Origin of the sequence: Mesorhizobium sp. M0659, from assembly GCF_040320605.1 — a bacterium.
Taxonomy (GTDB): domain Bacteria; phylum Pseudomonadota; class Alphaproteobacteria; order Rhizobiales; family Rhizobiaceae; genus Mesorhizobium.
This window is the reverse complement of record NZ_JAMYPY010000006.1, coordinates 49,080-73,469: the sequence shown is the minus strand read 5'-3', so window position 1 is coordinate 73,469 and position 24,390 is coordinate 49,080. Positions and strand designations below refer to the sequence as shown.

The 24,390-nt window shown below is 62.2% G+C and carries 21 protein-coding genes and 2 pseudogenes; 21 read left to right on the top strand and 2 right to left on the bottom strand.

The annotated features are described in order from the left end of the window. The first annotated feature begins 9 nt into the window (after positions 1-9). From NKI31_RS11980 to NKI31_RS11910, 15 genes are all read left to right on the top strand, one after another. Positions 10-918 (top strand): ABC transporter permease, encoded by a 909-nt coding sequence (locus NKI31_RS11980; RefSeq protein ID WP_352651779.1) that lies wholly within the window; start codon positions 10-12, stop codon positions 916-918. Further along, entirely contained in the window at positions 918-2,726 is a 1,809-nt protein-coding gene (locus NKI31_RS11975; protein WP_352651598.1) for a dipeptide ABC transporter ATP-binding protein, read from the top strand. Before NKI31_RS11980 ends, NKI31_RS11975 begins: the two co-directional genes overlap by 1 nt. Continuing rightward, positions 2,716-3,474, top strand: a complete 759-nt coding sequence (locus NKI31_RS11970; protein ID WP_352651597.1) for a DeoR/GlpR family DNA-binding transcription regulator — start codon at positions 2,716-2,718, stop codon at positions 3,472-3,474. The genes NKI31_RS11975 and NKI31_RS11970 overlap by 11 nt, the downstream gene beginning before the upstream one ends. Then, the gene (locus tag NKI31_RS11965; protein WP_352651596.1) at positions 3,467-4,732 is read left to right on the top strand and encodes a Zn-dependent hydrolase; all 1,266 of its coding nucleotides are present in this window, start codon (positions 3,467-3,469) and stop codon (positions 4,730-4,732) included. Before NKI31_RS11970 ends, NKI31_RS11965 begins: the two co-directional genes overlap by 8 nt. Beyond that, the gene (locus NKI31_RS11960; protein ID WP_352651595.1) at positions 4,722-5,651 is read left to right on the top strand and encodes a phosphotransferase; all 930 of its coding nucleotides are present in this window, start codon (positions 4,722-4,724) and stop codon (positions 5,649-5,651) included. Before NKI31_RS11965 ends, NKI31_RS11960 begins: the two co-directional genes overlap by 11 nt. Positions 5,652-5,662: 11 nt before the next feature. Further along, positions 5,663-6,601 (top strand): phosphotransferase, encoded by a 939-nt coding sequence (locus NKI31_RS11955; protein ID WP_352651594.1) that lies wholly within the window; start codon positions 5,663-5,665, stop codon positions 6,599-6,601. 4 nt (positions 6,602-6,605) lie between these two features. After that, positions 6,606-6,767, top strand: a complete 162-nt coding sequence (locus NKI31_RS11950; protein ID WP_352651786.1) for a hypothetical protein — start codon at positions 6,606-6,608, stop codon at positions 6,765-6,767. Between the two features lie 270 nt (positions 6,768-7,037). Then, complete coding sequence (locus NKI31_RS11945; RefSeq protein WP_352651593.1) at positions 7,038-7,916, top strand: amino acid ABC transporter permease; 879 nt, start codon at positions 7,038-7,040, stop codon at positions 7,914-7,916. Then, positions 7,916-8,677: an amino acid ABC transporter ATP-binding protein gene (locus NKI31_RS11940; protein ID WP_352651592.1), complete on the top strand. Its 762-nt coding sequence runs from the start codon at positions 7,916-7,918 to the stop codon at positions 8,675-8,677. The genes NKI31_RS11945 and NKI31_RS11940 overlap by 1 nt, the downstream gene beginning before the upstream one ends. 38 nt (positions 8,678-8,715) lie before the next feature. Continuing rightward, entirely contained in the window at positions 8,716-9,543 is an 828-nt protein-coding gene (locus NKI31_RS11935; RefSeq protein WP_352651591.1) for an ABC transporter substrate-binding protein, read from the top strand. Positions 9,544-9,701: 158 nt separating this feature from the next. After that, complete coding sequence (locus tag NKI31_RS11930; RefSeq protein WP_352651590.1) at positions 9,702-10,583, top strand: polysaccharide deacetylase family protein; 882 nt, start codon at positions 9,702-9,704, stop codon at positions 10,581-10,583. Continuing rightward, positions 10,580-11,464: a polysaccharide deacetylase family protein gene (locus tag NKI31_RS11925; protein ID WP_352651589.1), complete on the top strand. Its 885-nt coding sequence runs from the start codon at positions 10,580-10,582 to the stop codon at positions 11,462-11,464. The genes NKI31_RS11930 and NKI31_RS11925 overlap by 4 nt, the downstream gene beginning before the upstream one ends. Continuing rightward, the gene (locus tag NKI31_RS11920; RefSeq protein ID WP_352651588.1) at positions 11,461-12,831 is read left to right on the top strand and encodes an MmgE/PrpD family protein; all 1,371 of its coding nucleotides are present in this window, start codon (positions 11,461-11,463) and stop codon (positions 12,829-12,831) included. The genes NKI31_RS11925 and NKI31_RS11920 overlap by 4 nt, the downstream gene beginning before the upstream one ends. 28 nt (positions 12,832-12,859) lie before the next feature. Continuing rightward, positions 12,860-14,245, top strand: coding sequence for an argininosuccinate lyase (argH, locus tag NKI31_RS11915; protein WP_352651587.1), 1,386 nt, complete (start codon positions 12,860-12,862; stop codon positions 14,243-14,245). 81 nt (positions 14,246-14,326) lie between these two features. Then, the gene (locus tag NKI31_RS11910; protein ID WP_352651586.1) at positions 14,327-15,232 is read left to right on the top strand and encodes a LysR substrate-binding domain-containing protein; all 906 of its coding nucleotides are present in this window, start codon (positions 14,327-14,329) and stop codon (positions 15,230-15,232) included. A 384-nt stretch (positions 15,233-15,616) separates the two neighbouring features. Here the strand turns inward: NKI31_RS11910 and NKI31_RS11905 are convergent. Together NKI31_RS11905 and NKI31_RS11900 are read right to left on the bottom strand one after the other, a co-directional pair. Next, positions 15,617-16,649, bottom strand: a pseudogene (locus tag NKI31_RS11905) (NAD(P)-dependent alcohol dehydrogenase). Between the two features lie 17 nt (positions 16,650-16,666). Continuing rightward, positions 16,667-17,445 (bottom strand): annotated as a pseudogene (locus NKI31_RS11900) (SDR family NAD(P)-dependent oxidoreductase). Positions 17,446-17,752: 307 nt separating this feature from the next. Between NKI31_RS11900 and NKI31_RS11895 the strand changes: the two are divergent. From NKI31_RS11895 to NKI31_RS11870, 6 genes are all read left to right on the top strand, one after another. Further along, the gene (locus NKI31_RS11895; RefSeq protein ID WP_352651585.1) at positions 17,753-19,216 is read left to right on the top strand and encodes an aldehyde dehydrogenase family protein; all 1,464 of its coding nucleotides are present in this window, start codon (positions 17,753-17,755) and stop codon (positions 19,214-19,216) included. A gap of 5 nt (positions 19,217-19,221) precedes the next feature. After that, on the top strand, positions 19,222-20,742 hold the full coding sequence (gene xylB / locus NKI31_RS11890) for a xylulokinase (RefSeq protein WP_352651584.1): 1,521 nt from the start codon (positions 19,222-19,224) through the stop codon (positions 20,740-20,742). Continuing rightward, positions 20,742-21,437, top strand: a complete 696-nt coding sequence (locus NKI31_RS11885; protein ID WP_352651583.1) for an HAD family hydrolase — start codon at positions 20,742-20,744, stop codon at positions 21,435-21,437. Before xylB ends, NKI31_RS11885 begins: the two co-directional genes overlap by 1 nt. Before the next feature lie 14 nt (positions 21,438-21,451). Continuing rightward, positions 21,452-22,285, top strand: a complete 834-nt coding sequence (locus tag NKI31_RS11880; protein ID WP_352651582.1) for a MurR/RpiR family transcriptional regulator — start codon at positions 21,452-21,454, stop codon at positions 22,283-22,285. Between the two features lie 38 nt (positions 22,286-22,323). After that, positions 22,324-23,034 (top strand): ribose-5-phosphate isomerase RpiA, encoded by a 711-nt coding sequence (gene rpiA, locus NKI31_RS11875; RefSeq protein WP_352651581.1) that lies wholly within the window; start codon positions 22,324-22,326, stop codon positions 23,032-23,034. A gap of 244 nt (positions 23,035-23,278) precedes the next feature. Continuing rightward, positions 23,279-24,373, top strand: coding sequence for a substrate-binding domain-containing protein (locus tag NKI31_RS11870; RefSeq protein WP_352651580.1), 1,095 nt, complete (start codon positions 23,279-23,281; stop codon positions 24,371-24,373). The last annotated feature ends 17 nt before the right edge of the window (positions 24,374-24,390 follow it).

Here is a 24,390-nt window from a genome sequence, read left to right as displayed (position 1 = left end):
GTGGCTGAGATCGTTCATGAGAGCGTCGCTCTCCGAGCCGTCGCAAAACGCGGCGTCACTCCGACCCGTCGCATGCTACAGATCGCGTACGCGCGTATGGACTTTCGCATAGGCCTCATCGGCTTCGGCCTGCTCGTCGGGCTGGCGATCTTCTTGCCCCTGTTCAGCTCTATCGATCCGATCAAGATCGCTTACACTTCCAAGCTGCTCCCGCCGTTTCCCGTGGATGGCTGGAGTTGGCCCCATTTGCTCGGCACCGACCAACTGGGTCGCGATGTGCTGATGCGCTGTCTTGTGGGCCTGCGGTATTCCCTGTTCATCGGTATCACCACGGTGGTGCTGATGTTCTTCATCGGGTGCAGCCTTGGCCTCTATGCCGGCTTTCGCGGCGGCTGGGTCGATGCGGTTATAATGCGGCTCACCGATGCGCAATTGTCGATCCCCATGATCATCCTTGCCATCACGATCCTCGGCGTCTCTCGCCCGACTGTCCCGGCAATCATCCTTGTCCTCGGTCTCTCTGGCTGGCCGCTCTACGCCCGCGTCGCGCGGTCGGTCGCGCTCGGCGAACGCAACCGCGGCTACGTGCTTGGAGAACGGGTACTCGGGGCGTCCGATCTCCGGATCATGCTGCTCTTCGTCGCGCCGGTCGTGCTGCCGCCGATCGCGTTCGTCGCAGTTCTGGATATCGCCCGCATGATGATCTTCGAATCCATCCTGGGATTTCTCGGCCTCGGGGTACAGCCCCCAACCCCGACCTTTGGCAATGTCATCGCCGATGCCCGGAAGTACCTGCTCAATGCCTGGTGGATCGCTACCATGCCCGGCCTCTTTATGCTGGTCTCGCTTAGCTTCCTCAACCTGATGGGGTCGGCACTGGAGCGAGCCCGCAACGCTATTTTGCGAGGAGAGGCGTGATGATAGATCCCATTCTCGCCGTCTCCAATCTGAGCGTGGACTTGCACTTGGCAGACCAAAGGCGAAGGATCGTCGACGATGTCAGCTTCGCGCTCGAACGTGGCGAGGTAATCGGTCTCGTCGGCGAGGCGGGCTCCGGGAAGTCGGTACTTGCCCGCGCACTGGTTCGGGCGATCGCGTCGCCGCTTGAGATCGCCGGTGGAAAGATCGTCTTCGAGGGAAGAGACGTCTTGTCCCTCGATCGGCGTGGGCTTACCTCGGTGCGCGGAAATCGCATTGGCTTCATCGGGGCGAACCCGATGGGTTCGCTCGATCCCCGCCTACCCATAGGGCACCAGATCATCGAGAAGCTGCGTTGCGTGCAGCCCGGGATCGGGCGGGCGGAGGCACGGGACAAGGTGCTTGACCTGCTTGGCCGCGTCCGAATTCCGTCGCCGAGCGCGCGTTTCCAAGAGGCACCGTTCCAGTTTTCGGGTGGCATGATGCAGCGCGTAATGATCGTCGACGCGCTCGTTTCCGAACCGTCACTCGTCATTGCTGATAACATTACCCAAGCGCTCGACGTCACGGTCGCGGCGCAGATCATCCGTCTCATCGATGACTTGCGGGAGAGCCTGAATACGGCGTTCCTGTTCATCTCCTCCTCGCTGCCTGTGGTCGCACAGATTGCGGAACGCACGCTCGTCATACAGCGCGGCCGAATTATCGAACAAGGCAGGACCGCAGAGATTGCTACCAATCCGCAGCAGCCCTACACGCGAACGCTGTTGTCCCGAATTGCACCGATCTGGAAAGATGTAGCCCCGCCGATCTCGACGGAGGGCGAGGCCGTGCTGACGGTCGAGAACGTTACGCGCACCTATCGGGTGCGTCGGCGTGACGCCTTCAACGCCTACAACGAAGTAAAAGCAGTGCGGGATGTTTCCTTCACCGTGAAGGCAGGCGAAAACTTCGGCATCGTCGGCGAAAGCGGCTGCGGAAAGTCAACGCTGACCCGGCTCCTCTCTTGGCTAGAACAGCCCGACGGGGGACGCATCGCCTTCCTGGGAAAGGACCTGTCGCTTCTTTCTGCGCGATCGATGAAGGAGATGCGCAAGTCGTTCCAGCTTCTGCTCCAGGATCCCTACGGCTCATTGCCGGCCGGGATGCCTCTTCAACGCATTATCGAGGAACCACTCTTGATCCACGGCGTCGACCGGCGGCATGCAGCGCGGTTGGCGCAAGAGGCGATGGCTGAGGTGGGGCTTGATGCGGAGCTAGCTGAACGTTTACCGGTGGGTTTGAGCGCCGGTCAGCGGCAGCGCATCAATATCGCGCGTGCACTGGTGCTCGAGCCGCGCCTGCTGATCCTCGACGAAACACTTTCGGCGCTCGATCAGGTCGAGCAGGCTGAACTTCTTGACCTGTTCAAACGGCTCCAAGCCTCGCACGGATTTTCCTATGTGTTCATCTCGCATGATCTCGCGCTCGTGCGACGAATGTGCCACCGCGTCGCGGTGATGTACCTGGGACGCATCGTCGAACTTGCCAATAACGCTACCCTGTTCGAACATCCGCACCACCCCTATACGCGGGCGCTTCTGAGTGCCATACCGACGCTGGAGGACAACCGTTTTCCGCGTCCCCAGTATCTCCTGGACGGCGAGCCGCCAAGCCCCATTGATCTACCGCAGGGCTGTTCGTTTCGCTCGCGCTGCCCCCGCGCAGAAAGCGACTGCCAAAGTATCGACCCCCCGCTGCTCGCGCTTGCGAGCAACAACTACGCCGCCTGCCTGCATCGTCACGAGGAAAATGCCAATGTCGAGTGATGTCCGAAAGGAAGTCATCTTGGAACGTCTGGGACGCGATCAGCGCGTCAGCGTGCTTGATCTCTCTTCAGAATTCCGCGTTTCGGGCGAAACGATAAGACGTGACCTGAAGGACCTGGAAGCCGAGGGCGCCGTGCGGCGGGTGCATGGGGGTGCTATTCCTGCTGGACGCACCTCCGATACCCCGATCACCGAGCGGATCAAGCTCAACGCCTTGGAAAAGGACCAGGTCGCGGGACTGGCGCGCGAGCTTATCAAGGACGACTCCGTCATCTTCCTGGATACGGGCACTACTACACTGGCATTGGCCCGGCGGTTGATTGGCTTCAAGAAACTCCGGCTCTACACCAATTCGCTGCTGATCGCGCAGGCCGCCTGCGAGCATTTCGGTGTGCGGGTGCAGGTGACGCCTGGAAACCTCCGCCCGATCGAGCAGGACCTCGTGGGCTACGACACGCATGCCTACATCCAACAGTTCCATTTCGACATGGTCTTTATGGGTGCTGCAGCAATCAATGCCGACTATGGCTTCATGGATTTTGAGGAGGATGAGGCGCGTATTCGCCAGGTGCTTCTAAAGCAGACGTCGCGAGGCGTCATGCTTGCCGATCATTCCAAATTCGGGAAGGTCGGCAATGTCATCACTGCTCCGTTCAGCCAAATTAGTACGCTCGTGACCGACAGTCGTCCCCCGGACAGCATCGTTGGGCGCGTTCGGGCCGACGAGTTGGAGATCATCCATGCTTAGTGCCGGGAAGTCACCCGGCTCCAATTTCCCCGCGATCTTTGATGAGGTTGCTTCTATCGGCGCTCAACCGGGAGAAGGTGTAACCCGGTTGGCGGCCAGTTCCGAAGATGGGATGGCGCGTAGCGTCTTTGCAAACTGGATGGCGGAGGGTGGTGCGCGCATCGCACACGATGCCGTCGGCAACCAATTCGCCTGCTTTGAATGGGCCGGCAAGGACGCCCCCTGGATTTTTGCGGGATCGCACCTCGACACCCAGCCGCGAGGCGGGCGCTTTGACGGTTCGCTCGGCGTCCTTGCCGCCGGGTACGCTGCGCGCGATCTGCACGCTGACTTCCTTGCCGGCTGCCTTGATCCCATCCGGAACCTGGCTGTTGTGAATTGGACCAATGAGGAAGGGGCTAGGTTTCAGCCGAGCCTTACCGGAAGCGCCGTATTCTGCGGTGCTCTGGCTCTCGAGGATGCACTCGCCCTTCAAGATGTGGGGACTGTCGCGCTTCGCGACGCTCTCGCGGCAATTGGTATCGATGGCGAGAACGGCGAGGTACCGCCGCAACCGGAGGCCTACATTGAGCTGCATGCCGAGCAAGGGCGGAAGCTTCTGGAGGCGGGCCGCCGTATTGGCATCGTTGAAGGAACGTGGGCGGCCCGCAAGACCACGATCAAATGGACCGGTCGCGCGGCACATACAGGTCCGACTCCCATGGCCGATCGTCGCGATGCTCTGCTTGCAGCGGCTCTTGGGATCGTGGCATTCGAGGCGGCGGTTGCCAGCAGCTTTCCCCATTTGCACCGGTCGGCGGCGCGCCTCGTCGTTGAGCCCAATTCTCCCAATGTCGTCGTCGATCGCGCGACAGTATGGTTTGAGCTGCGTGGACCGAACGCGGAAGACCTGGATCGAGCCTGGCAGTTGATCGTGCCCGCCTTCAAAAAGGCGGCCGAGGACACTGGCACACGCATGGAAATCGCCGCCGACACGCTTCGGGCTGCCGCGAATATGGAGACCGCCCTTCTGGCGCTTGTGGAAGAAACCGCACGAACGCGAGGCTTTGAGCCGCTCACCATGCATTCGGTCGCCGGCCATGATGCTGTGGCGCTGCAAAACAGCGGCATCCCGTCCGCGTTGATCTTTGTCCCAAGCGTCGATGGCATCGCCCACCATCCCGAAGAATTGACCCAGCCGGAGGACGTTGAGGCCGGCCTCGTGGTCCTCACCGCTGTTCTTCGGCGGCTTTCCGAGGGAGGCTGTCATGCAGGGTGACGCCGCAGTGACGGCCGCGCTCGAGGCGGTCGGCCTCCCCAGTGCAAGACTGACGCCAGCAATTGGCGGCGTGGCGTCGCCTATTCACCGAGCCGTCGAGAACACTTGCTGCTTTGCGGCTAGCGCGGATCGACCACTGGTTTTCGTCAAGCGCCATTATCATGACATGTCCGATTTCATCACACCGGAATATGTGGCCGAGGCAAGCCGCAACGCCGGAGAAGTTGGCATCGCGCCCAGGCTCCTGCACGCCGATACTGGGAACGGTATTCTGGTTTTCGAGGCACTCGATGATGAATGGGCGTGGGGGCACCTCGACGTCCTGCGGCGCCCGCAGGTCCTCGAGAACTTGCTCTCGGCGAAGCGAACTTTCCAGAAGACTGCGCCGCTCGAGGAAACGCGCAGCGTCTTCGATCTCATCACGGCCTATACTCAACTGGCCAATGCGCCAGGCGTGATCCTGCCCGCATCGGTACTAAGCGTGTCGGCCGAGGTCGACCGTATGGCCGCGGCGATTGCGGCGTCGGGTGTCGACACCGTTCCATGCCACGCCGATGGGGTCTCATCCAACGTCATGGTGGGGCCGGCCAACAGCGTTCGGCTGGTAGACTTCGAGTGGGCGCGACAAGCCGATCCGGCCTACGACCTCGGAACCGTGCTTTCCGAATTGCTGCCCTTCGACGGGGAAGCCTTACTCGCCATTGAGATTGCGACCGGAAGGCCGGATACGCAGACCCTCGCTCGGGCGCGACTTTATGGTGCTGCAGACGATTTGATGTGGGCCGTCTGGGGATTTGTCAGCGCCGCCCGCTCGCCCCGCAAGCACGTCGAGTTCTTCAAATATGCCGAATGGCGGCTTCTCAGGGCGCGCACCGTGACGGAGGGGCCGCGTTTCGAGACGTGGCTCAAGCAGGCGTGACGGAGCGATCGATGCGTCGCAGGTTTGGTGAAGGCAACTCCGTGGCTGAACTGGCGATCGAGAGCGCCATCGCGGCCGTGCAGGATTGGCGAGGCCGCGAGATTTCGTATGAGCCGGTTCTTGGCGGCATCAGCAATCCGAACTGGCGCGTCGAAGTCGCTGGCGCTCCCCATCGGTTCTTCGTGAAGATCCCGGGCGAGGGAACGCAAATGTTCATCGATCGCAACACAGCGAACGAGGCCGGCCGCAAAGCGCACTCGGCAGGTGTCGGCGCTCGCATCCTCCATTTCTTCCCCGAGACTGGCGTCGAGGTCAGCGAGTTCGTCGAGGGGCTCAAGACAGCGACCAACGTCGACTTTCTCAATCCGGTTGTTCGGCAGAACAGTCTCCGCGCTCTGAAGGCATTCAATGACAGCACCCCACTTTCGGAACAAAAGACCACGTTCGACATGATTGACGAGCACTTTCAGCAGGTCCTGGCGTTGGGCGGCGAGTTCCCCAACGATTTTGCCTGGCTGAATGCGCGCTATCGCGAAGCGCGGAGTGCGCTGGAAGCAGCAGGTCTCGACCTGGCGCCCTGTATGAATGACACCCTTGCCGGTAATTTCCTGCTGCACCCAGACCATCGCGTCTTGCTTGTCGATTTCGAATATGCGTCGACCAACGATCGGGCTGCAGAGCTTGCACTCTGGTTCAGCGAAATGTGCTTTCCCCCTGACGTCGAGAGGGAGCTTATTGAGGAATATTACGGTCGTGCCGACGCTGCCATTTTGGCGCGCATCTCGCTCTTCAAGGCGCTCGTCGATCTCAAGTGGTCAACGTGGGCCATGGTCCAGAACCAGGTGTCGCGCCTTGATTTCGATTTCTTCAAATACGGCTTCTGGAAGCACATGCGCGCGCGTTTCGTCATGAGTGATCGGAAATGGCCGGATTGGCTCAAGGCGGTTTGAAAGCATGCAAAGTTCCGACAACTTACCCGACTTTTTTCGCAGCGTGGCGGCTGTTGCCGCCCGTGAAACCTTGCCACGATTCCGACTGCCGGGCGCCGTTTCAAACAAGCTCGCCGTGGGCTTTGACCCAGTCACCGATGCCGACCGCGAAACCGAAAAGGCATAGACCACTGATCCGCTCCGATATCCTTTGCGACTGGCAGCGGGGCATTTTATGAGGGCCCCCATGGTCACGCGCTCGAGCACTCGCCGCGCCGCGAGGAAAAGTTGCGCGCAGCTGCGCAAATCGGCTCGTCCGACCGCAAGGCTGGCGTTATGCATTGATGCGTTTCCATCATAAATCGCATGTCCATAATTCGTTTGTTGGCATTCCTTAAACACCCATAAGCTGGCCCCTGACATAAATTGAAGCTCGAAAAGAGCTCAGGGGAATGAGATGGACACTTCCGTGCTTGCCGATCCAGGCAGCCTCGTCATCGTGCCTCGCCGCCAGATCGGCACAAAGATCATGGCCGCCGTCTGCATTGTCTTGCTGCTGCTTCTGCTGCGCGCCTTCTGGAACGGCGATATCGGCTGGAACTACGTCGCCGAGAACCTGTTCTCGAAATCGGTAATGAGGGGGGTTGTCAACACCATCGTCATGACGTTCTTCGCCATGACGCTCGGCATTCTCCTCGGCGTCGTCGCCGCCATCATGCGCATGTCCGTCAATCCGGTGCTGCGCAGCATAGCGGTCGGCTATGTCTGGCTGTTCCGCGGCACGCCGGCGCTGCTTCAGCTGCTGTTGTGGTTCAATCTCGCACTGATCTTCCCGACGATCGGTTTCTTCGGGCTGTTCTCCGTGCGCACCGTCGATGTGATGACGCCCTTCGTCGCCGCTTTCCTCGGGCTCGGCATCCAGCAGGGCGCCTACACGGCGGAAGTGGTGCGCGCCGGTATACTCTCCATCGACAAGGGCCAGATGGAGGCTGCTCAATCGATCGGCATGACCAAGCTGCGGGCGATGATGAAGATCGTCCTGCCACAGGCGATGCGGGTGATCGTGCCGCCGATCGGCAACGAGACGATCGGCATGGTCAAGCTGACCTCGCTCGCCAGCGTCATCCAGTATTCCGAGGTGCTGAGAAGCGTCGAGGACATCTACTACGTCAATTCGCGCGTCATCGAACTGCTGATCGTGGCCGCCGCCTGGTACATGGTCGTCGTTACTGTGCTCAGCATCGGCCAGATCTACATCGAACGGCATTTTTCCAAGGGCTGGGGCCGCCGCAACCAGACGCAAGCCGCGCAGCCAGTCATTGCGGAGGCGGCGTGATGGAAGCGATCATCACCGCCAAAGGCCTGCAAAAATATTTCGGCACTTTCCATGTGCTGCGCGACATCGAGTTCGAGATCATGAAGGGCGAGGTGGTCTGCATCATCGGCCCTTCGGGATCGGGCAAGAGCACCTTCCTCCGCTGCATCAACCAGCTCGAAACCATCGATGCGGGCTATGTCGCCGTCGATGGCGAGATCATCGGCTACCGCCGCGACGGCAACCGTCTCTATCCGCTCGCCGACAGCGAGATCGCGCGGCAGCGGCAATCGGTCGGCATGGTGTTCCAGCGCTTCCATCTGTTTCCGCACCTGACCGTGCTGCGCAACATCGTCGAGGGGCCGGTCGGCGTGCAAAAGCGGCCCTTGCAAGATTGCCTCGCCGAGGCGCGGACATTGCTGCAGCGCGTCGGACTTGCCGACAAGGCCGACGCCTATCCAAGCGAGCTTTCCGGCGGCCAGCAGCAGCGCGTCGCCATCGCCCGGGCGCTGGCGATGAAGCCCAAGGCGATGTTGTTCGACGAACCGACCTCGGCGCTCGACCCCGAACTGGTCGGCGAGGTTCTCGGCGTCATGAAGGAGCTCGCCGCTTCCGGCACGACGATGATCGTCGTCACCCACGAAATCGGCTTCTGCCGCGAGGTGGCTGACCGCGTGCTGTTCATGGATGCGGGCAGCATCGTCGAGGCTGGCACCGCCGCCGAGATCTTCGAAAACCCGAAAAGCCCGAGAGTCCGCAACTTCATCTCCGCGGTGCTCTAGGCCCCTTCAAATCAAGAAACCCAATGAGGAGAACATCAATGAAAATCACCCATCTGATCGTCTCGGCGATCGCCTTGCTCACGGCCAGCGCCGCGTCCGCTGAAACGAAGCTCAACCTGATCACCGACGGTGAAATCCGCATCCTGACCAACCCGATCTATCCGCCTATGGAGTTCGTCAATCCCGACAGCGGCACGATCGACGGCTTCGACGTCGACCTCGCCAACGCCGTCGCCAAGAAGCTCAATCTCACCACCGTGTTCGTCACCTCCGCATTCCAGGAGCTGCAGAGCGGCCTGCAGACCGGCCGCGCCGACATGATCATTTCGGGCATGAGTGACAATGTAAAACGCCAGGCCAGCATGGATTTCGTCGACTACATCACCAGCGGGCCGATCCTGTTCACCACCAAGGCCAATGCGGAACAGTACAAGCAGACGGTGGACCTGTGCGGCAAGACCGTTGCCGGCAGCCGCAGCACCAGCTTCGGCGACAATGTCAGGGACTGGAGCGCGGCCAATTGCGAAGCCAGGGGCAAGCCGGCGATCAAGTTCGAAGGCACGGCCGATTCGAACGCGGCGCGCCTCGGCATGAAGCAGGGCCGCTATGATGCCGTAGTCCAGGGCATCGAAACCATCGCCTACCAGATGAAGCTCGAACCGGACACGTTCATTCTCGTCGGCGATCCGCTGCTCAGCAACGACACGTTCGGCATGGGCTTCAAGAAGGATAACACCGCCCTTCGCGACGCCGTCGCCGACGCCTTCGACGAAGTCATCAAGGACGGCATCTATGGGGAAATCCTCAAGAAGTGGGGCCTGGTCCACAACGCGGTGCCGAAGGCCGTCATCAACGGCGTGAAGTAAGCGCCCCTCGGCGCCCAGACGTCTCTCGAAACGCTGAAAGCTTACTGCCCGAAAAGACCAGTTGGCGGAAGCTGTCGGCTTTCGCGGCAACCCCTGCTTACTGCCAACGCCGAGCCCGCGGACAGCCCGGGCTCGGCAGCGCCCAACAGAGCCGTGCAATGCCAATGCCTACCCTCTTCCAGCAAACCCGGCCGGTCTGGCCGCAAGGCCGGCAATCCGCCGTCGCGCTCGCCTTCGATGTCGATGGCCCGACCGGCGACGCCATGCTCGACGGCTCGCTCCTGTCCAACCCGCGCTATTTCACCCAAGGCGCCTATGGCCCGTGGCGCGCCTTGCCCAGGCTGCTCGACCTGCTTGCCGCCTATGAACTCAAGGCTACCTTTTTCGTGCCGACCTGGGTGGTCCTGCACTGGACCGACATCTGCGCGAGGATCCTGTGCGAAGGCTGCGAGATCGCCTATCACGGCCATCGCCATGAGGTTTTCATCGATTGCTCGCCGCAAGAGCAGCTCGAGATCATGGAGCGGTCGCGCGCCATTTTCCAGGAACGCCTCGGTGTGACCCCGGTGGGGTTCCGCACGCCGTCCGGCGACTGGAGCGAGGAGACGGCAGCGCTGCTCAGCGCTTTCGGCGTCATCTATTCCAGTTCGATGCGCGGCGACGACCGGCCCTATTTCCATCCGGCACAGGGGCCTGGCCCCGGCCTGGTCGAGATCCCGGCGCGCTGGGATATCGATGACTATACCGCGCTCGCCTACACCGAAGAGCCGGACTTCCCCATCGGCCTCGACCGGATTTCCGACTACCGCGCCGTCGAGCGCAACTGGTGCGCCGAATTCGAGGGCTACAACCGGGAAGGATTGTGCTGGACCACCATCCTGCACCCGAAAGTCTGCGCCAAGCCGGGACGCCTCGGCATTCTTGAAGGGCTTTTTCGGCGCATCCGCGAGCATGGCGACGCCGTTTGGACCGTCAAGTGCCAGGACGTCGCCCAATGGTGGATCGACCGTCACGGAGCCGGGCTGGAGCAGACGCCATGACGAGGGCACCTTTCGCCTGGCCCCAGGGAAAAAGCTGCGCGGTGATGATCTCCGTCATCTTCGACGACGGTATGGATGCGGCTGCGCAGGAGCCGGCTCTGCTCGAGCGCAGCAAGAGCTTTTCGGTGTGGAAATATGGCGGGGCGCGCGGTGTCGAGCGCCTGTGCGAGGCCTTTGTCGCCGCCAATGTTCGCGCCAGCTGGTTCGTGCCGGGCAGCGTGGCGTCGAACCATGCCGATCTGGTACGCGCCGTCGCTGGTGCAGCCCACGATATCGAAAGCCATGGCTGGGGCTTCGAGCGCTATGACGCGCTGCCGGAGACTGAAGCGCTCGAGCTTCTGCAACGGTCGCGTGACGTGCTGGGCGATTTGTCCGGCCGCCTGCCGAACGGGTTCCGGTTGCCGGCGGGAAACTGGCCGCACGGCTTCGACGCGATGCTGCAAGGGGCCGGCTACAGCTGGTCGGCCTCCCTCAATGGCGACGATGTGCCCTATCCGCACGCATCGGGATTGACCGAGATTCCGGTGCATATCGAGCTCGAGGATCGGCCCTATTTCCAGTTCAACTTCACCCCAGCCTTCCCAAAGGGGCAGGGCCGCATTCCCGCCTATGACGGGGTGCTCGGTAACTGGATCGCCGAGTTCGATGCCTATCGCAAGTTTGGCCTCTGCTATGTCCTGCAGCTGCGGCCGGAATGGACGGGCACGCCGGGGCGCATCCACATTCTGGAAGCACTGCTGCGCCATATCGGCGGCTTCGACGATGTCTGGGTCGCCACCGGCGCGGAGATTGCCGCGTGGCACGCCGCCAATGCGGTACCGACCCCGACGCAGCATCCGATCAACGTCTATGCCGCCTACCGCCAGGAGCGTTCGAGATGAGTGCTGGTATGGCCGGGCAGCTGGCCGCGAAGATTTGCGCGACGGTGTTCGAGGACTTTTCCGACGCGACCGTGCACAAGGCAAAGCTGCATATTCTTGATACGCTGGGCGTTGCCCTTGCGGGCTCGGCCTCCAGTGAAACCAGAATGACGATGGCGGCGCTCGGTCTTGGCGAAGGGCAAGGACGTGCCGCGATCTGGGGATCGTGCGTCCGCACCGACGCGCGCACGGCAGCCTTTGTCAACGGCGTTTCGGCGCATGCTTTCGAACTGGACGATAGCGGCGGCTGCGATCATTCGGGCGCGGTGGTGCTGCCGGCGGCGCTTGCCGTGCTGGGCGAGATGGCACGGCCGGTTTCCGGCCGCAACCTGCTGCGCAGCGTTCTCATCGGCTACGAAGTCGGCCGGCGCGTGCTGGAGGCCGCCGGCGGCTATGAGGTGCACAATGATCTCGGCTGGCATTCGACCGGCACCTGCGGCCCTTTCGCCGCTGCGGCCGCCGCCGGCATGCTGCTGGAATTCGATGCGCCGAAAATGGCATCGGCGCTGGGCACGGCCTGTTCCTATGCCGGCGGTAACTGGGCATTCATTAGGAACGGCAGCCCGGCAAAGAAGCTGCATCCGGGGCGTGCGGCCGAAGGCGGTGTTATCGCCGCCCATCTAGCCGCGCAAGGGTTTGAGGGGCCCGACGCGGTGTTCCAGCCGGCGGTGTGGGGCAGCTTCTTCGCGACATTCTGCGCTGGAAAGGCTGACGCCTCGGCACTGGTTTCGGAATTCGGTCAGAACTGGCGGATGAACCGCTGCTCGATCAAGCCTTACGCCACCTGCCGTGGCACGCACGCGGCCATCGACGCGATCGACCTGATCTTCACCCGGCACGGGTTGAACGCATCCGATGTCGCTTCCGTCGAGGCCGATATGAGCCGCTTCCAGTTCGGCATGTGCGGCGGCACGGTGATCCAGTCACGGGCGCAGGCCCAGATGAGCCTGCCCTATGCCCTCGCTGCACGGCTCCGCTACGGCAAGGTTTTCCTGGCTGAGTTGGAGACGAAGGCGTGGTCCGACCCAGGTATCGCCGATTGGCTGGACCGCATCTCCGTTCGCGTCGACACCGCGATGAAGGATGAGGACGAGCCCTCGATCGCCATCGTGACCAAGGACGGGCAACGCCATCACGCGACGGTGGAGTTTCCGCTCGGCGGTCCGCTCAATCCTCTGAGCGACGCGCAGGTTATCGCCAAATATAGCGACCTAGCGGGCGCCGTCCTGCCCGCCACCAGGGTTGCTGCCATCCGTGACATCGTCCTTGACCTCGACGGCTATGGCGATGCGCGCCAATTGCTGCCCCTGCTGCAAAAGCCGGGATGATCCAACTCCAAAGCGTGAGACAGAGACGATGAACCAAAACGCATCGACATGGTCGCCTCTCTTTAAGGAGGCGGTATCGACGGATTTCCGCGATTTCCATGAGTGCCTGGACCAGGACAAGCGCATCGCCCTTTACGATGTGGCGGGATCGCAGGTGCATGCCGCCATGCTGGCGCGCGCCGGCATCCTCACTGAGCGCGAAAATGTGGATATCCAGGCCGGCCTCAACCAGATCGCTGAGGAGATGCGGTCTGGCACGTTCGCATGGAAAAAGGAGCTCGAAGACGTCCATATGAATGTCGAGAGCCGGCTAACGGTGCTGGTCGGCGATGCCGGCAAGAAGCTGCACACGGCCCGCTCGCGCAACGACCAGGTGGCGACCGACATCCGTCTTTACGCGCGTGCCGAACTCGATGCTCTGGCTGGCGAGTTGAGGGTGCTGATAGGCGCCTTCACCGATCTTGCCGAACTCCATGCCGAAACCATAATGCCCGGCTTCACCCACCTCCAGGTTGCCCAGCCAGTGACGTTTGGCCATCATCTCATGGCCTATGTCGAGATGTTCCTGCGCGATCTCGAGCGCGTGATTCAGGCACGTGAGCGCCTTAATGTCTGTCCACTCGGTGCCGCGGCACTGGCCGGCAGCGGATATCCCATTGATCCCGACTATAGCGCGGCCCAACTCGGCTTCGCGGCAGCTTTCCGCAATTCGATGGATACCGTGTCGGACCGCGACTATGTCATCGATATCTGCAACGCCGGGGCGGTCGTCATGGGACATCTGTCGCGCTTCAGCGAGGAAGTGATCCTGTGGTGCACACCAATGTTCGATTTCATCGAAGTCGGCGATCAGTTCTGTACGGGATCGTCGATCATGCCGCAGAAACGCAATCCAGATCTGGCCGAATTGGTGCGCGGCAAGGCGGCGCGCGTCATCGGCAATCTCGCGGTTGCCATCACCTTGATGAAAAGCCAGCCGCTGGCCTTCAACAAGGATCAGCAGGAGTCCAAGCCACCGCTGACCGATACATTCGAGACGGTTCGCGCGGCGGTTACCGTCACCGCGCAGATGATTGCGACGATCAAGGCGCGCAAGGACAAAATGTTGGCGGCCGCCGACAAGGGCCATTCGACAGCGACCGACCTGGCTGATTATCTGGTGCGCGCCGGCGTGCCCTTTCGGGACGCCCACCATGCCGTGGCCGCCATTGTGGGGCTGGCCCGCGATCGCGGCCTTGCAACCTTGGCGCAGATGCCCCTGGCGGACATGCAGGCCATCGCATCGGCGATCGGGCCGGAGGTGTTTGACGTGCTGACGGTCGAGGGTTCAGTCGCCAGCCGCAGCCATAAGGGTGGCACCGCCCCCGAGCAGGTCAGGCGGGCCATCGCTGAAATAAGAGAGCTTCTGGGGTAGCAGCCGGACTTGGCCTTAGGCCGGCTGCTGCTTTCATGCCAGAGTGCCCCAACAGGACGGCAATTGATGTGAGGCTGAGCGATGGAACCAAGGTCTAGCCAGAACAGGTTGCCGCCTTTGCAGACGCTGCAGACTTTTTCCGTCGTGGCGGAAACCGGAAGCTTCACGGCGGCGGCGGCCGAACTCAATCTCAGCCAGAGCGCCATCAGCCGGCAGGTCCAGCAGCTCGAGCATTATTTTGGCTGCAGCCTGTTCGAACGCCACACGCGCAAGGTGGCCCTGACCGAGCGCGGCATGGCACTGTTCCCTGTGGTCAACAGCCTGCTTGCCTCGTTGAAAAGTTCGTTCGAGGCGACGCGCACCAAGGTGCGTTCGCTGACCGTGCGCATGCCGCCGACGCTGGCCCGCAAATGGTTCCTGCCGCGGCTGACCGATCTTCACCGCCAATATGACGATCTGAACATCAACATCGACACGGCCTGGTTCGTGCGTCCGAATTTCTCCGTCGGCGACATCGATATGCTTATCACCTATGGCAACGGGCAGTGGCCCGGCATGGATGTGCTAAAGTTGCTTGACGAAAGGCTGACGCCGATGTGCTCGCCGCAGATGCTGCCGAGGCTCGGCGATCCGCCGCGCGTGGAAAAGCTGAACAGTTGCGTTCTGCTGCATTCGAATGCGCGCCACAGCGACTGGGCGCTGTGGCTGCAGGCGGAAGGGGCCTATTCGCTGCAGCCGATGCGAAACCAGGTTTTTGACACCCAGGATTTCGCCATGACCGCCGCCGCCAGCGGTTACGGCATCACCATGGGCGATCTAAATTTCGCCCGGCAGGACCTTGATGCCGGCGACCTTGTGGCGCCTTTCGAACGCACCGTGGAAAGCGGCTACGGCTACTACGCGCTCTACCCCGCGCGCGCGGATGCCCGGCGCAAAGTATCGGATTTCGTGGAATGGTTGCGACAGGCATCCGTCAGCGATACGTAGAGTTGGGGTCGGAAAAGAGCAGTGCGAAATCATACGCGGCCTTTATCAACAAAAGACCCTATCTATCGAGTTCTCCATCCGTATAGTCAGCTATCGCTACCGTGCCGCTCGCAGAGGGTAGCGCTCTGGGGCGATCCGCCTGACAGTACGATCTATCAGGCACCACAACGCTCCCGAATTCTCAATCACGCGACCATACGGAAATGAATGGGATCAGTTACGCGACGATGGAAGGGCTCGAGCATAGTGCGTAGTCCTAGAGCCGGATAGAAATTGGATGGGCCGCCAACCAAGATCGCAAGCCTAGGCCGAGGCTCGGACGAGCCGGTCGAGGCAAACACCGCTTAACTACTTCGCAGACCAGCGCCGTGTGCCCGACAGTTCTCAGACGAGGATCTGCAGTTTGACGTCCGTCGGGCGACCTTCGGCCGCGCGGATGAAGGCCGCTACGCTGTCTTCGAATTGAATGTCGCGGCAATCAGCGGCTTCACGTCGATCTTCCCGCCGGAGATCATGGCGATCGCGCGATCGTAGATGTTTGCGTAGCGAAATACCGTCTCGACGCGGATTTCCTTGACCTGCAATGCCACGATGTCGACCTCGACGGTCCTGGCCGGCATGCCCACCAGCACGAGCGCGCCGCCGGGGCGCAAGAAATCTGCGATGCCGTGATAAGCGGCGCCCGCACCGGAGCATTCGAAGACGACATCCACGCCCCAATCGCCCGTTGCCCTCTGCACCTTCTCTGCCAGCGTGCCGTTCGCAGCGCGTATTGCCTTGATGCCGCTATAGGTTTCGGCGATGGGCAGCTTGGCCTCCTGTGGGTCCACGATCATCATACCCGCGCAGCCTCCGGCGAGCGCCGTCAGCGCAACCAGAATGCCGATCGGGCCGGCGCCCAGCACCAGCGCCTGGTCGCTCGGCTGAATGCGAGCCTTTGCCGCAGCCTGAACGCCGACCGCCAGCGGTTCGACCATAGCACCTTCGGCCATGCTGACATTGCTGGGCAGCTTGAAGGTGAGCGCCGCGGGATGAACGACCTCCGGCGTCAGGCAGCCGTGGACCGGTGGTGTCGCCCAGAAGGTCAGCTTCGAGTCGAGATTGTATAAGCCGAGCTTGCTGCCGGCGAGGAGAAGTCCGGAATGCCGGGCTCCACACAGACCCGGTCGCCGACCGCGAGTTCCGTCACCCCGGCGCCCTTGGCGACCACTCTCCCGGCCCCTTCATGGCCGAGCACCATGGGTTCGGTCACCACGAATGGTCCTATTCGCCCATGCATGTAGTAGTGGACGTCAGAGCCGCAAATGCCAACGACTTCCACGCGGATGCGAACGTCGTTCTCGCCCATCGTCTGGTCGAGTTCGATGTTGCGAAAGGGCGAGTTCCCGCTGCCTTTCGAGACCAGTGCTATCGGCATGAACGTTCTCCCAAGGTTCAGATCGAGGTGTACCCCGCGTCGGCGCTGACGATGCTCCCGGTCATCAGGCTCGAGGCGTCGGACGCCAGGAAGAGAACGACCGACGCGATCTCGTCCGGCCTACCCATCCGCTTCATGGGCGTGAGGTCGATCCAGCGATCGATCATGTCCTTGCTCTGCTGTAGGTTTGCGAGCAACGGCGTCCCGATATAGGTGGGCGCCACGGCGTTCACGCGCACGCCACGCTGCGCCCATTCGACTGCCAGCGATCGCGTCAGGTGATGCACGCCGGCCTTGGAGGCGTTGTAGTGGCATTGCGGCTGTGGCGTGTTGACGATGTCCGCCGACATCGAGCCAATGTTGATGATCGAGCCGCGGCCGGCCTGGGAGCATCCTGCGCCCGAAGGTGCGGCAGCACTTGAAGACGCCAGTCAGGTTGACGCCGATGATCCGGTCCCATTCTTCGTCCGTCAAATCCTCGGCCGATGTTGGAGACGATACCCGCGTTGGCAGCCAGGAAATCGAAGGGCGGCAGGGAGTGGGCGAGCGTGCCGAGGGCCTCGCTCGTTGTGACGTCCAGTTCATGCGCGTCGGCCTTCAGGCCGCGGCCCGCTAGCTTGCTGGCAACCGCCCTTGCGCGCGTGCCGTCGATGTCGGTGACATGGACATGGGCTCCGGCTTCCGCCAACGCCATCGCACAGGCCTCACCAATGCCCTTGCCCGCTCCCGTTACCGTTACCGTTACCGTTACCAGCGCGATTCGATCCGAAAGATGGAATTTGGATATGTACGACATGGGTTCCTTCATGTTCGTCCTCCGCGTTCCCGCTTATAGTAGTAGAACTACCATTTTGCCCTGACGCCGTTATGGCCATGGTCCTCTGCAAAGCGGTCGTAGAACCGAAAACGCAATGAAATCCTGACCAATCGTCCGAAAGGTAGCTGGTTCACTTATGAAAAGCAAAGGCTTAGATGCAGAAGGACAACATCTGGTGATTGGCTGCAGCTGCAGCGGGGAAGAGGTTGCGCCAACTAGTAAATCTAGTTTATGAGGATCGGTGGATCAGACCCCGGAGGCGCGGGGCAGGTAGAGGAAGCCGTCCTTGATAACGGAACTTGCCGAGAAGCTTTTCATAGACGGTGCCTGGAAGGCGGGCGAGGGTGCCCGTATTGCGGTTGAGAATCCCGCGACGGGCGAAGTGCTCGCCCATATCGCCGCCGCGACGCCGGCCGAGGTCGATCTGGCTGTCGCGGCCGCCCGGAAGGCCTTCAAGAGCTGGTCGCGCGTCGCTCCAATCGAGCGTTCGAAGGCTCTTCATCGTCTGGGCGACACCATCTCCGGCGAGGCCAACGTCCTGGCCCGCATCATGACGCTCGAGCAGGGCAAGCCGCTCAACGAGGCCGGGGGCGAAATCCTGAAGCTTGCCGAAGCCTGCCATTTCTACGCGGAAGAGGCGGTGCGCATCCATGGCGAGATCGTCCCGAACAGCACGACCGACATCGACAGCCTCGTCATGCGCGAGCCGATCGGCGTGGTCGGCGCCATCACGCCCTGGAACTACCCGGCGGAGCTGATCGGCTGGAAACTGTGCGGGGCGCTCGCCGCAGGCTGCACCATCGTCATCAAACCGGCCGAACTGACGCCGTTTACGGCGCTTGCCATCGCCAGCATGGTCACGAGGGCCAACATTCCCGCCGGCGTCGTCAATGTCGTCACTGGTTCCGGGTCCAAGGTCGGTCAGGCGCTTGTGGAGCATCCTGGTGTGGACAAGATCGCCTTCACCGGTTCCAGCGCAGTGGGCCTCCACATCCAGCAGTCATGTCCCACCGTCAAGCGACTGTCGCTGGAACTCGGCGGAAACTGTCCCCTCATCGTCACCTCTTCGGCCGATCTCGATGCAGCGGTGAAGGGCGCGGTCCGCCGCTCGTTCCGCAACATGGGCCAGATCTGCATCGCCATCAATCGCATCTATGTCGCGCGGCTGATCGCTGACGTGTTCGTGGCTCGCCTCGGAGAGGCGGCAGACAAGCTGGTCATAGGCAATGGCATCGAGAACCCCGATGCCGATGTCGGTGCGATGGCTTCCGTCGAGCCGCTCAACAAGACGAAGGACCATCTCGCCGACGCGCTTGCCAAGGGCGCGAAGCTCATCGCCGGCGGCAGTGCGCCGGAGGGTGACGTCTTCGCCCGCGGCTATTTCTTCCGCCCGACCGTGGTTGCCGGATGCACGCACGAAATGAAGGTGATGACGGAGGAGACCTTCGGGCCGCTCGTCGGCGTGATGGCCTTTGATGGGCTTGACGAGGCGGTGGAACTCGCCAACGACACGCCCTTCGGTCTCGCCGCCTACGTCTATGCCAAGGACATGGACGAGATCCGTTATCTTTCGAGCCGGCTCGACTACGGCAACGTTGCCGTCAACAATGTCGACGCCGGCATCATGAACGCGCCCTATGGCGGCCGCAAGCAGAGCGGCGTCGGCTATGAGCACGGCCGCGAAGGTATGCTCGAATACCTCAACTTCAAGCATGTCCGCATCCGCTACGACGAGCCGAAGGGGAGGTGAGCGCGGTGACACAGGCTCTCCTCGGCATCGACATCGGCACGTCCGGCTGCAAGGCGCTGCTCATCGACGCAGACGGCATGGTGCTGGCAAGCTGCGCCGAGATCTATGGGCTTTCGCACCCGCATCCCGGCTGGACGGAACAGGATCCGCGGCTCTGGGTCGAGGGCGCGCGGGTTGCCGTCGCTGGCATCCTTGCGCAAAAGCCCGATGTCGAGATCGCAGCCGTCGGTCTTTCCGGTCAGATGCACGGCCTGACCCCACTCGATGCGGCGCACAAGGTTCTGCGTCCGGCGATCCTGTGGAACGACCAGCGCAACGGGGCCGAGTGCGACGAGATCAATGACCGGGCGGGCGGGCTCGAGGGATTGCTGGCGCGCACCAACAACCGGATGTTGGTGGGCTATACCGGCGGCAAGATCCTGTGGATGCGCAACCACGAGCCGGAGCTGTTCGGCCGGCTGCGTCACGTCCTGAATCCCAAGGACTATCTCCGTCTGGTGCTCACAGGAGAACTCGCGACCGAGGTTTCGGATGCATCGGGCACCGGCCTGTTCGACACGCGCAAGCGTGTCTGGGCAACCGGCCTGCTCGGTCTGCTCGGGCTCGACCCGACGCTCCTGCCGCCGTGCCATGAGTCGCATGTCGTCAGCGGGCGTGTCAGCAAGTCTGGCGCGGCGCTGTTCGGGCTGCCGGCCGGCACGCCGGTGGCCGGTGGTGGCGGGGACAGCGTCATCCAGACGATCGGCTCGGGGGTCATCGCGCCGGGTGAGCTGCAGACCACCATCGGCACGGCCGGCATCCTCGCGGCGGCGCTCGACGAGCCGGTGGCCAATCCCGACGGCCGGTTGCAGGTCTTCTGCAACGTGGCGCCGGACAAATGGCACTGCATGGGCGTTTCGCTCAACGCCGGCGGCGCGATCGAGTGGCTCCGGGCGTTGCTCGGCGGTTTCGCGGGCGGCGATACACCGTCCGCCGAGCGGATGGTAGCGATTGCGGCCGGCGCGCCGGCCGGGTCGCGAGGCCTCCTTTTCCTGCCCTATCTCAATGGTGAGCGCTGTCCGCATCCCGACCCCTCCGCGCGTGGCGGCTTTGTCGGGCTGACAGCACGCCACGGCGCGGCGGACATGGCCCGCAGCGTCATGGAAGGCGTGACTCATTCGCTGTTCGACATCTATGCGCTGATGAAGGGGGTCGACATCGGCCGTGCCGTGATCAAGGCCTCAGGCGGCGGCGCACGCTCGGCGTTGTGGCGGCAGATGCAGGCGGATCTCTTTGGCTGCGACGTGGTGACGACGGAAGGGGCGGCGGAAGGCGGCGCCTTTGGTGCGGCTCTGATTGCGGGGGTCGGGGTGGGCGTCTGGCCGAGCGCAATCGAGGCGGCACGAGTGTGTCGTCCGGTCACCCGCGAGACAGCGGATCAGGCCGCGGGCGAACTGCTCCGCAAGGCCTTCGAGATTTATGGCGGCCTCTATGGCGCGCTGGCTCCAAGCTTTGCCGCGATCGGCAAGGCTGGACTTGACCGTTGATGGCGGAAGGACGGCGTCGCATGAGCCCACGCAAGGACAGCTACAAGGCGCTTGTCTTCGACCTTGACGGCACGCTTATCGACAGCGCGCCCGACATCGCCGCCGCCGTAAACAAGGTGCTGGAACGTCGCGCCTGGCCCACACAGAGCGTCGCCTTCGTCGAGAAGTTCATCGGTTTTGGGCCGCGCAGATTGCTGCTCGACATGCTCGTGGCCCTCGGCCTGCCGAGCGACGATGCGACGGTGGACGAGGCGGTGAAAGAGTATCTCGACAACTACAACCAAGAGCCTGCCGAACGCACGCTGTTCTATCCACATGTCCGCGAGGATCTGGAGGCACTCCATGGTGCGGGCGTGCGCCTCGGCATCTGCACCAACAAGCCGCAAGGGCTTTCGCTGAAGGTGCTAGAAATCCTTGGCGTCGCGCCGCTGTTCGAGGCGGTCGTGGGCGCGGATGCGGCGCCCGCATGCAAGCCGCACCCGAGCCATCTGCTCGCGGTCGCCGAGCGCATGGGCATCATTGGTGACGCCTGGGCATATGTCGGCGACACCGCCGTCGATCAGGCGACCGCCACCGCGGCTCGCGTGCCGTTCTATGCCGTTTCCTGGGGATGCGGCGGAGAGGTCGCCGTGGAATCCGATTGGCGCCTTGACCGCCTGATCGATCTGGCAAGCAATTCTGTTCAGGGCAGGTAGGGAGGCCAGCGGCGATGAGCTTGTTGCAACGCATCGTGCAGGAGAGCGGGGAGATGGGCTCGGCAGAGCTCAGGGTGGCCCGCTTCGTCAGCGCCAATCCGAGCGACGTCATCCACATGAGCATGGCGCGCCTTTCAGAGGAGTGCGCGGTAAGCGATCCGACCATCATGCGCTTCTGCCGGCGCTTCGGCTTCCAGGGCTACCAGGACTTCAAGCTCAACCTCGCCCAGAGCCTGGTGCCCTCGGCGCCCTTCGCCTACGAGCAGATCGTTCCAGGCGACTCGATCCAGAACGTCGTGCGGAAAACGGCGCGCAACTCGCTAAACGCCATTCAGCGGCTGCTGGAAGACCTCAATCCCGGCGAAGTCGAAGCGGGCGCGAAACTGCTGTCTGCCGTTTCGTGGGTCGGCATCTATGCCAGCGGAATTTCCGAGATCACGGCGCTCGACGCCGAGCACAAGTTCCAGCGCCTCGGTATGCGTTGCGCGGCCCTCATCGGGCGCAAGAAGCAATGGCTGCATGCGGAGACCTCGCGACCGAACGAGGTCGCGCTGATCTTTTCCCAGTCGGGGCACACCAAGCAGATGGTCGACGTTGCGACGGCGTCTCGCGCCAAGGGAGCGCGCGTGCTGTCGGTCACCGCCGCGGGGAGCCCGCTCGCGCACGTATCGGACGTGCTGATTGCGGTGCTGCCTTACGATCGGACCGAGATCATGACGCCGCTGGCGTCGCGTCTCAACCACCACCTCGTCGTCAACATGCTGGTGACGGCGATCGCCATGACGAGCGGCAGCGAGTTCCCTGATCAGTTGCCGGCTCTCGATTCCTGGCAGACGGACAAGATCTGAACGACACCAGCATGCGAGCCGACGAAAGAGAGACGACAATGAGCGCACAGGACGAAGCCAAGAAGGCGGCGGGACGCCGTGTGATCGAGGAGTTCGTCAGGGACGGCATGAAGCTCGGCCTCGGCTCCGGGACGACCTCGCATTTCTTCGTTCGCGAGCTAGGCAAACATGTCGCGAACGGCCTGAAACTCACCTGTACGACCACCTCGCGATCCACCAATGACGTTGCCCGCCAGGTCGGCATTGCGCTTACCGATCCCAACGAGATCGGCGAGCTCGACCTGACGATCGACGGTCCGGACGAGATCGATCACGAATTCAACATGATCAAGGGCGGCGGGGCCTGCCTCCTGTGGGAGAAGATTATTGCCCATGCGTCCAAGCGCATGATCACCATCTGCGATGAGTCCAAGATCGTGCAGCGGCTCGGCGGCTTTCCGTTGCCGGTGGAGGTCGTGCAGTTTGCCTGGAAGCAGACAGAGCGAATGGTTGCTGAGGCGCTAACCGACCACCGCATCAAGAATGCGGTCATCGAGCGTCGCATGCGCGACGGCCAGCCGGTCGTGACCGACAGTGGCAACTTCATCCTTGATTGCCGCTGCGGTGCCATCCCGTCGCCGGCCAGGCTGGAGACGGAATTGAACCGCATTCCCGGCGTGGTGGAGAACGGCCTGTTCACGCGCGAGTCGCGAGGAATGGTTGTCGGCCGCCTCGATGGTACGACCGACATTGTGATGCGTGTCGCGTAGTGAAGCCTATATTTTGATCAATGCCATCGACAAGCGTCGGATCGGGCGCGATCGACCACGCAGAGGTCTGTATCATTTTGGCAATTGACCTAACAATATGAAATACTTGGGTTTTTATGGATTTCCGGAACCCTTGAAGCCAAGCTCAATGATCGGAAATCTCCAAGATAGGGCAAGCTTGCCTCTTGTATTGAGCTCGAAAAGCTAGTATTGCTAGATAAATCACATCTTGGGAGGAAAATAGATGGGTCGATTGAACGGACTGACGCGGCGCGGCTTGCTAAAAGCGGGCGGCGCACTCGGCGTGGCTATGGGCGCGAGCGCGCTTGTGGGTAGGCCGGCCTGGGCGCAGGATGCAGGCTTCATCCCGTTTAGCAACAAGAGCCTCGACTACTACTTCTTCGTCATCCAGGAGGAGGCGGTGAAGAGGGCCGTCGGGGCGAACAAGATGAAGTTCCAGGCGACCAACGCCAGCTTCGACAATACGCGTCAGCTCGAGCAGTGGCAGAGCCTCATGCTGAACCAGCCTTTGGCGATCGTATCGGATCCGATCGACAGCCAGGCGATCGTCTCGGCGATCCGCCGCTACAACCAAAAGAAGATTCCTGTCGCGATCATCGACACCCCGTCCGATGGCGGCGACGTGGCGATCACCGTCAGCTTCGACAACAAGCTCGGCGGCGTCATGGCCGCGCAAGAGATCATCAAGCGCTTGACCGAGAGGCATGGCAGCCCGAAGGGCACCGTGCTCAACTGCTTCGGCGCACTCCAGAGTGTGGCCTGGCGTCTGCGCAAGGAAGGCATGGACGAGGAATTCGCGAAATATCCGGACATCAAGTATCTGGCGCGTCCGACCGAGGGACAGCTCGATCAGATGCTGGCCGTAACCCTTTCGACGCTCTCCGAATTCCCCGATCTCGATGCTGTCCATGCGCCGTCGGACTCGCCCTCGCGCGGCATCGTCACCGCGCTTCAGCAAAAAAGTCGCTGGAAGAAGGTCGGCGAAGACGGTCACGTCATCTTCATCAACATCGACGGCGAGCCGGTGGCGCTGAAGTGGATCCAGGATGGCTTCATGGACGCCTGCGTGTCGCAGGACCCGATCGCCTACGGCGAAATTGCGGTCGAGATGCTCGTCAAGCACTCCCTCAAGAGCGAAGCCGTTCCGATCGGCACCTATGAGAACAAGAAATACTTTTGGGAGAAGGGTGAGATCGTCGCCGGCGCGACTGGCCCGACGCTCATCATCCCGCCTTTCGTCATCGACGGGTCCAATTCCGGCGACGCGCGTCACTGGGGTGCGATCTCCGAAAAGGAATGGGGCATTCCCTACACTTGATCAACTGCGCAAAGGCG

What these genes read in the sequence shown, in the direction of transcription:
- NKI31_RS11965 (WP_352651596.1), top strand. Translation starts at nt 3,467, where the DNA reads ATGCTTAGTGCCGGGAAGTCACCCGGCTCCAATTTCCCCGCGATCTTT.
- NKI31_RS11870 (WP_352651580.1), top strand. Translation starts at nt 23,279, where the DNA reads ATGGGTCGATTGAACGGACTGACGCGGCGCGGCTTGCTAAAAGCGGGC.
- NKI31_RS11945 (WP_352651593.1), top strand. Translation starts at nt 7,038, where the DNA reads ATGGACACTTCCGTGCTTGCCGATCCAGGCAGCCTCGTCATCGTGCCT.
- NKI31_RS11955 (WP_352651594.1), top strand. Translation starts at nt 5,663, where the DNA reads ATGCGTCGCAGGTTTGGTGAAGGCAACTCCGTGGCTGAACTGGCGATC.
- NKI31_RS11920 (WP_352651588.1), top strand. Translation starts at nt 11,461, where the DNA reads ATGAGTGCTGGTATGGCCGGGCAGCTGGCCGCGAAGATTTGCGCGACG.
- NKI31_RS11880 (WP_352651582.1), top strand. Translation starts at nt 21,452, where the DNA reads ATGAGCTTGTTGCAACGCATCGTGCAGGAGAGCGGGGAGATGGGCTCG.
- argH (WP_352651587.1), top strand. Translation starts at nt 12,860, where the DNA reads ATGAACCAAAACGCATCGACATGGTCGCCTCTCTTTAAGGAGGCGGTA.
- NKI31_RS11885 (WP_352651583.1), top strand. Translation starts at nt 20,742, where the DNA reads ATGGCGGAAGGACGGCGTCGCATGAGCCCACGCAAGGACAGCTACAAG.
- NKI31_RS11970 (WP_352651597.1), top strand. Translation starts at nt 2,716, where the DNA reads ATGTCGAGTGATGTCCGAAAGGAAGTCATCTTGGAACGTCTGGGACGC.
- NKI31_RS11925 (WP_352651589.1), top strand. Translation starts at nt 10,580, where the DNA reads ATGACGAGGGCACCTTTCGCCTGGCCCCAGGGAAAAAGCTGCGCGGTG.
- NKI31_RS11950 (WP_352651786.1), top strand. Translation starts at nt 6,606, where the DNA reads ATGCAAAGTTCCGACAACTTACCCGACTTTTTTCGCAGCGTGGCGGCT.
- NKI31_RS11935 (WP_352651591.1), top strand. Translation starts at nt 8,716, where the DNA reads ATGAAAATCACCCATCTGATCGTCTCGGCGATCGCCTTGCTCACGGCC.
- NKI31_RS11940 (WP_352651592.1), top strand. Translation starts at nt 7,916, where the DNA reads ATGGAAGCGATCATCACCGCCAAAGGCCTGCAAAAATATTTCGGCACT.
- NKI31_RS11930 (WP_352651590.1), top strand. Translation starts at nt 9,702, where the DNA reads ATGCCAATGCCTACCCTCTTCCAGCAAACCCGGCCGGTCTGGCCGCAA.
- NKI31_RS11910 (WP_352651586.1), top strand. Translation starts at nt 14,327, where the DNA reads ATGGAACCAAGGTCTAGCCAGAACAGGTTGCCGCCTTTGCAGACGCTG.
- NKI31_RS11960 (WP_352651595.1), top strand. Translation starts at nt 4,722, where the DNA reads ATGCAGGGTGACGCCGCAGTGACGGCCGCGCTCGAGGCGGTCGGCCTC.
- NKI31_RS11975 (WP_352651598.1), top strand. Translation starts at nt 918, where the DNA reads ATGATAGATCCCATTCTCGCCGTCTCCAATCTGAGCGTGGACTTGCAC.
- rpiA (WP_352651581.1), top strand. Translation starts at nt 22,324, where the DNA reads ATGAGCGCACAGGACGAAGCCAAGAAGGCGGCGGGACGCCGTGTGATC.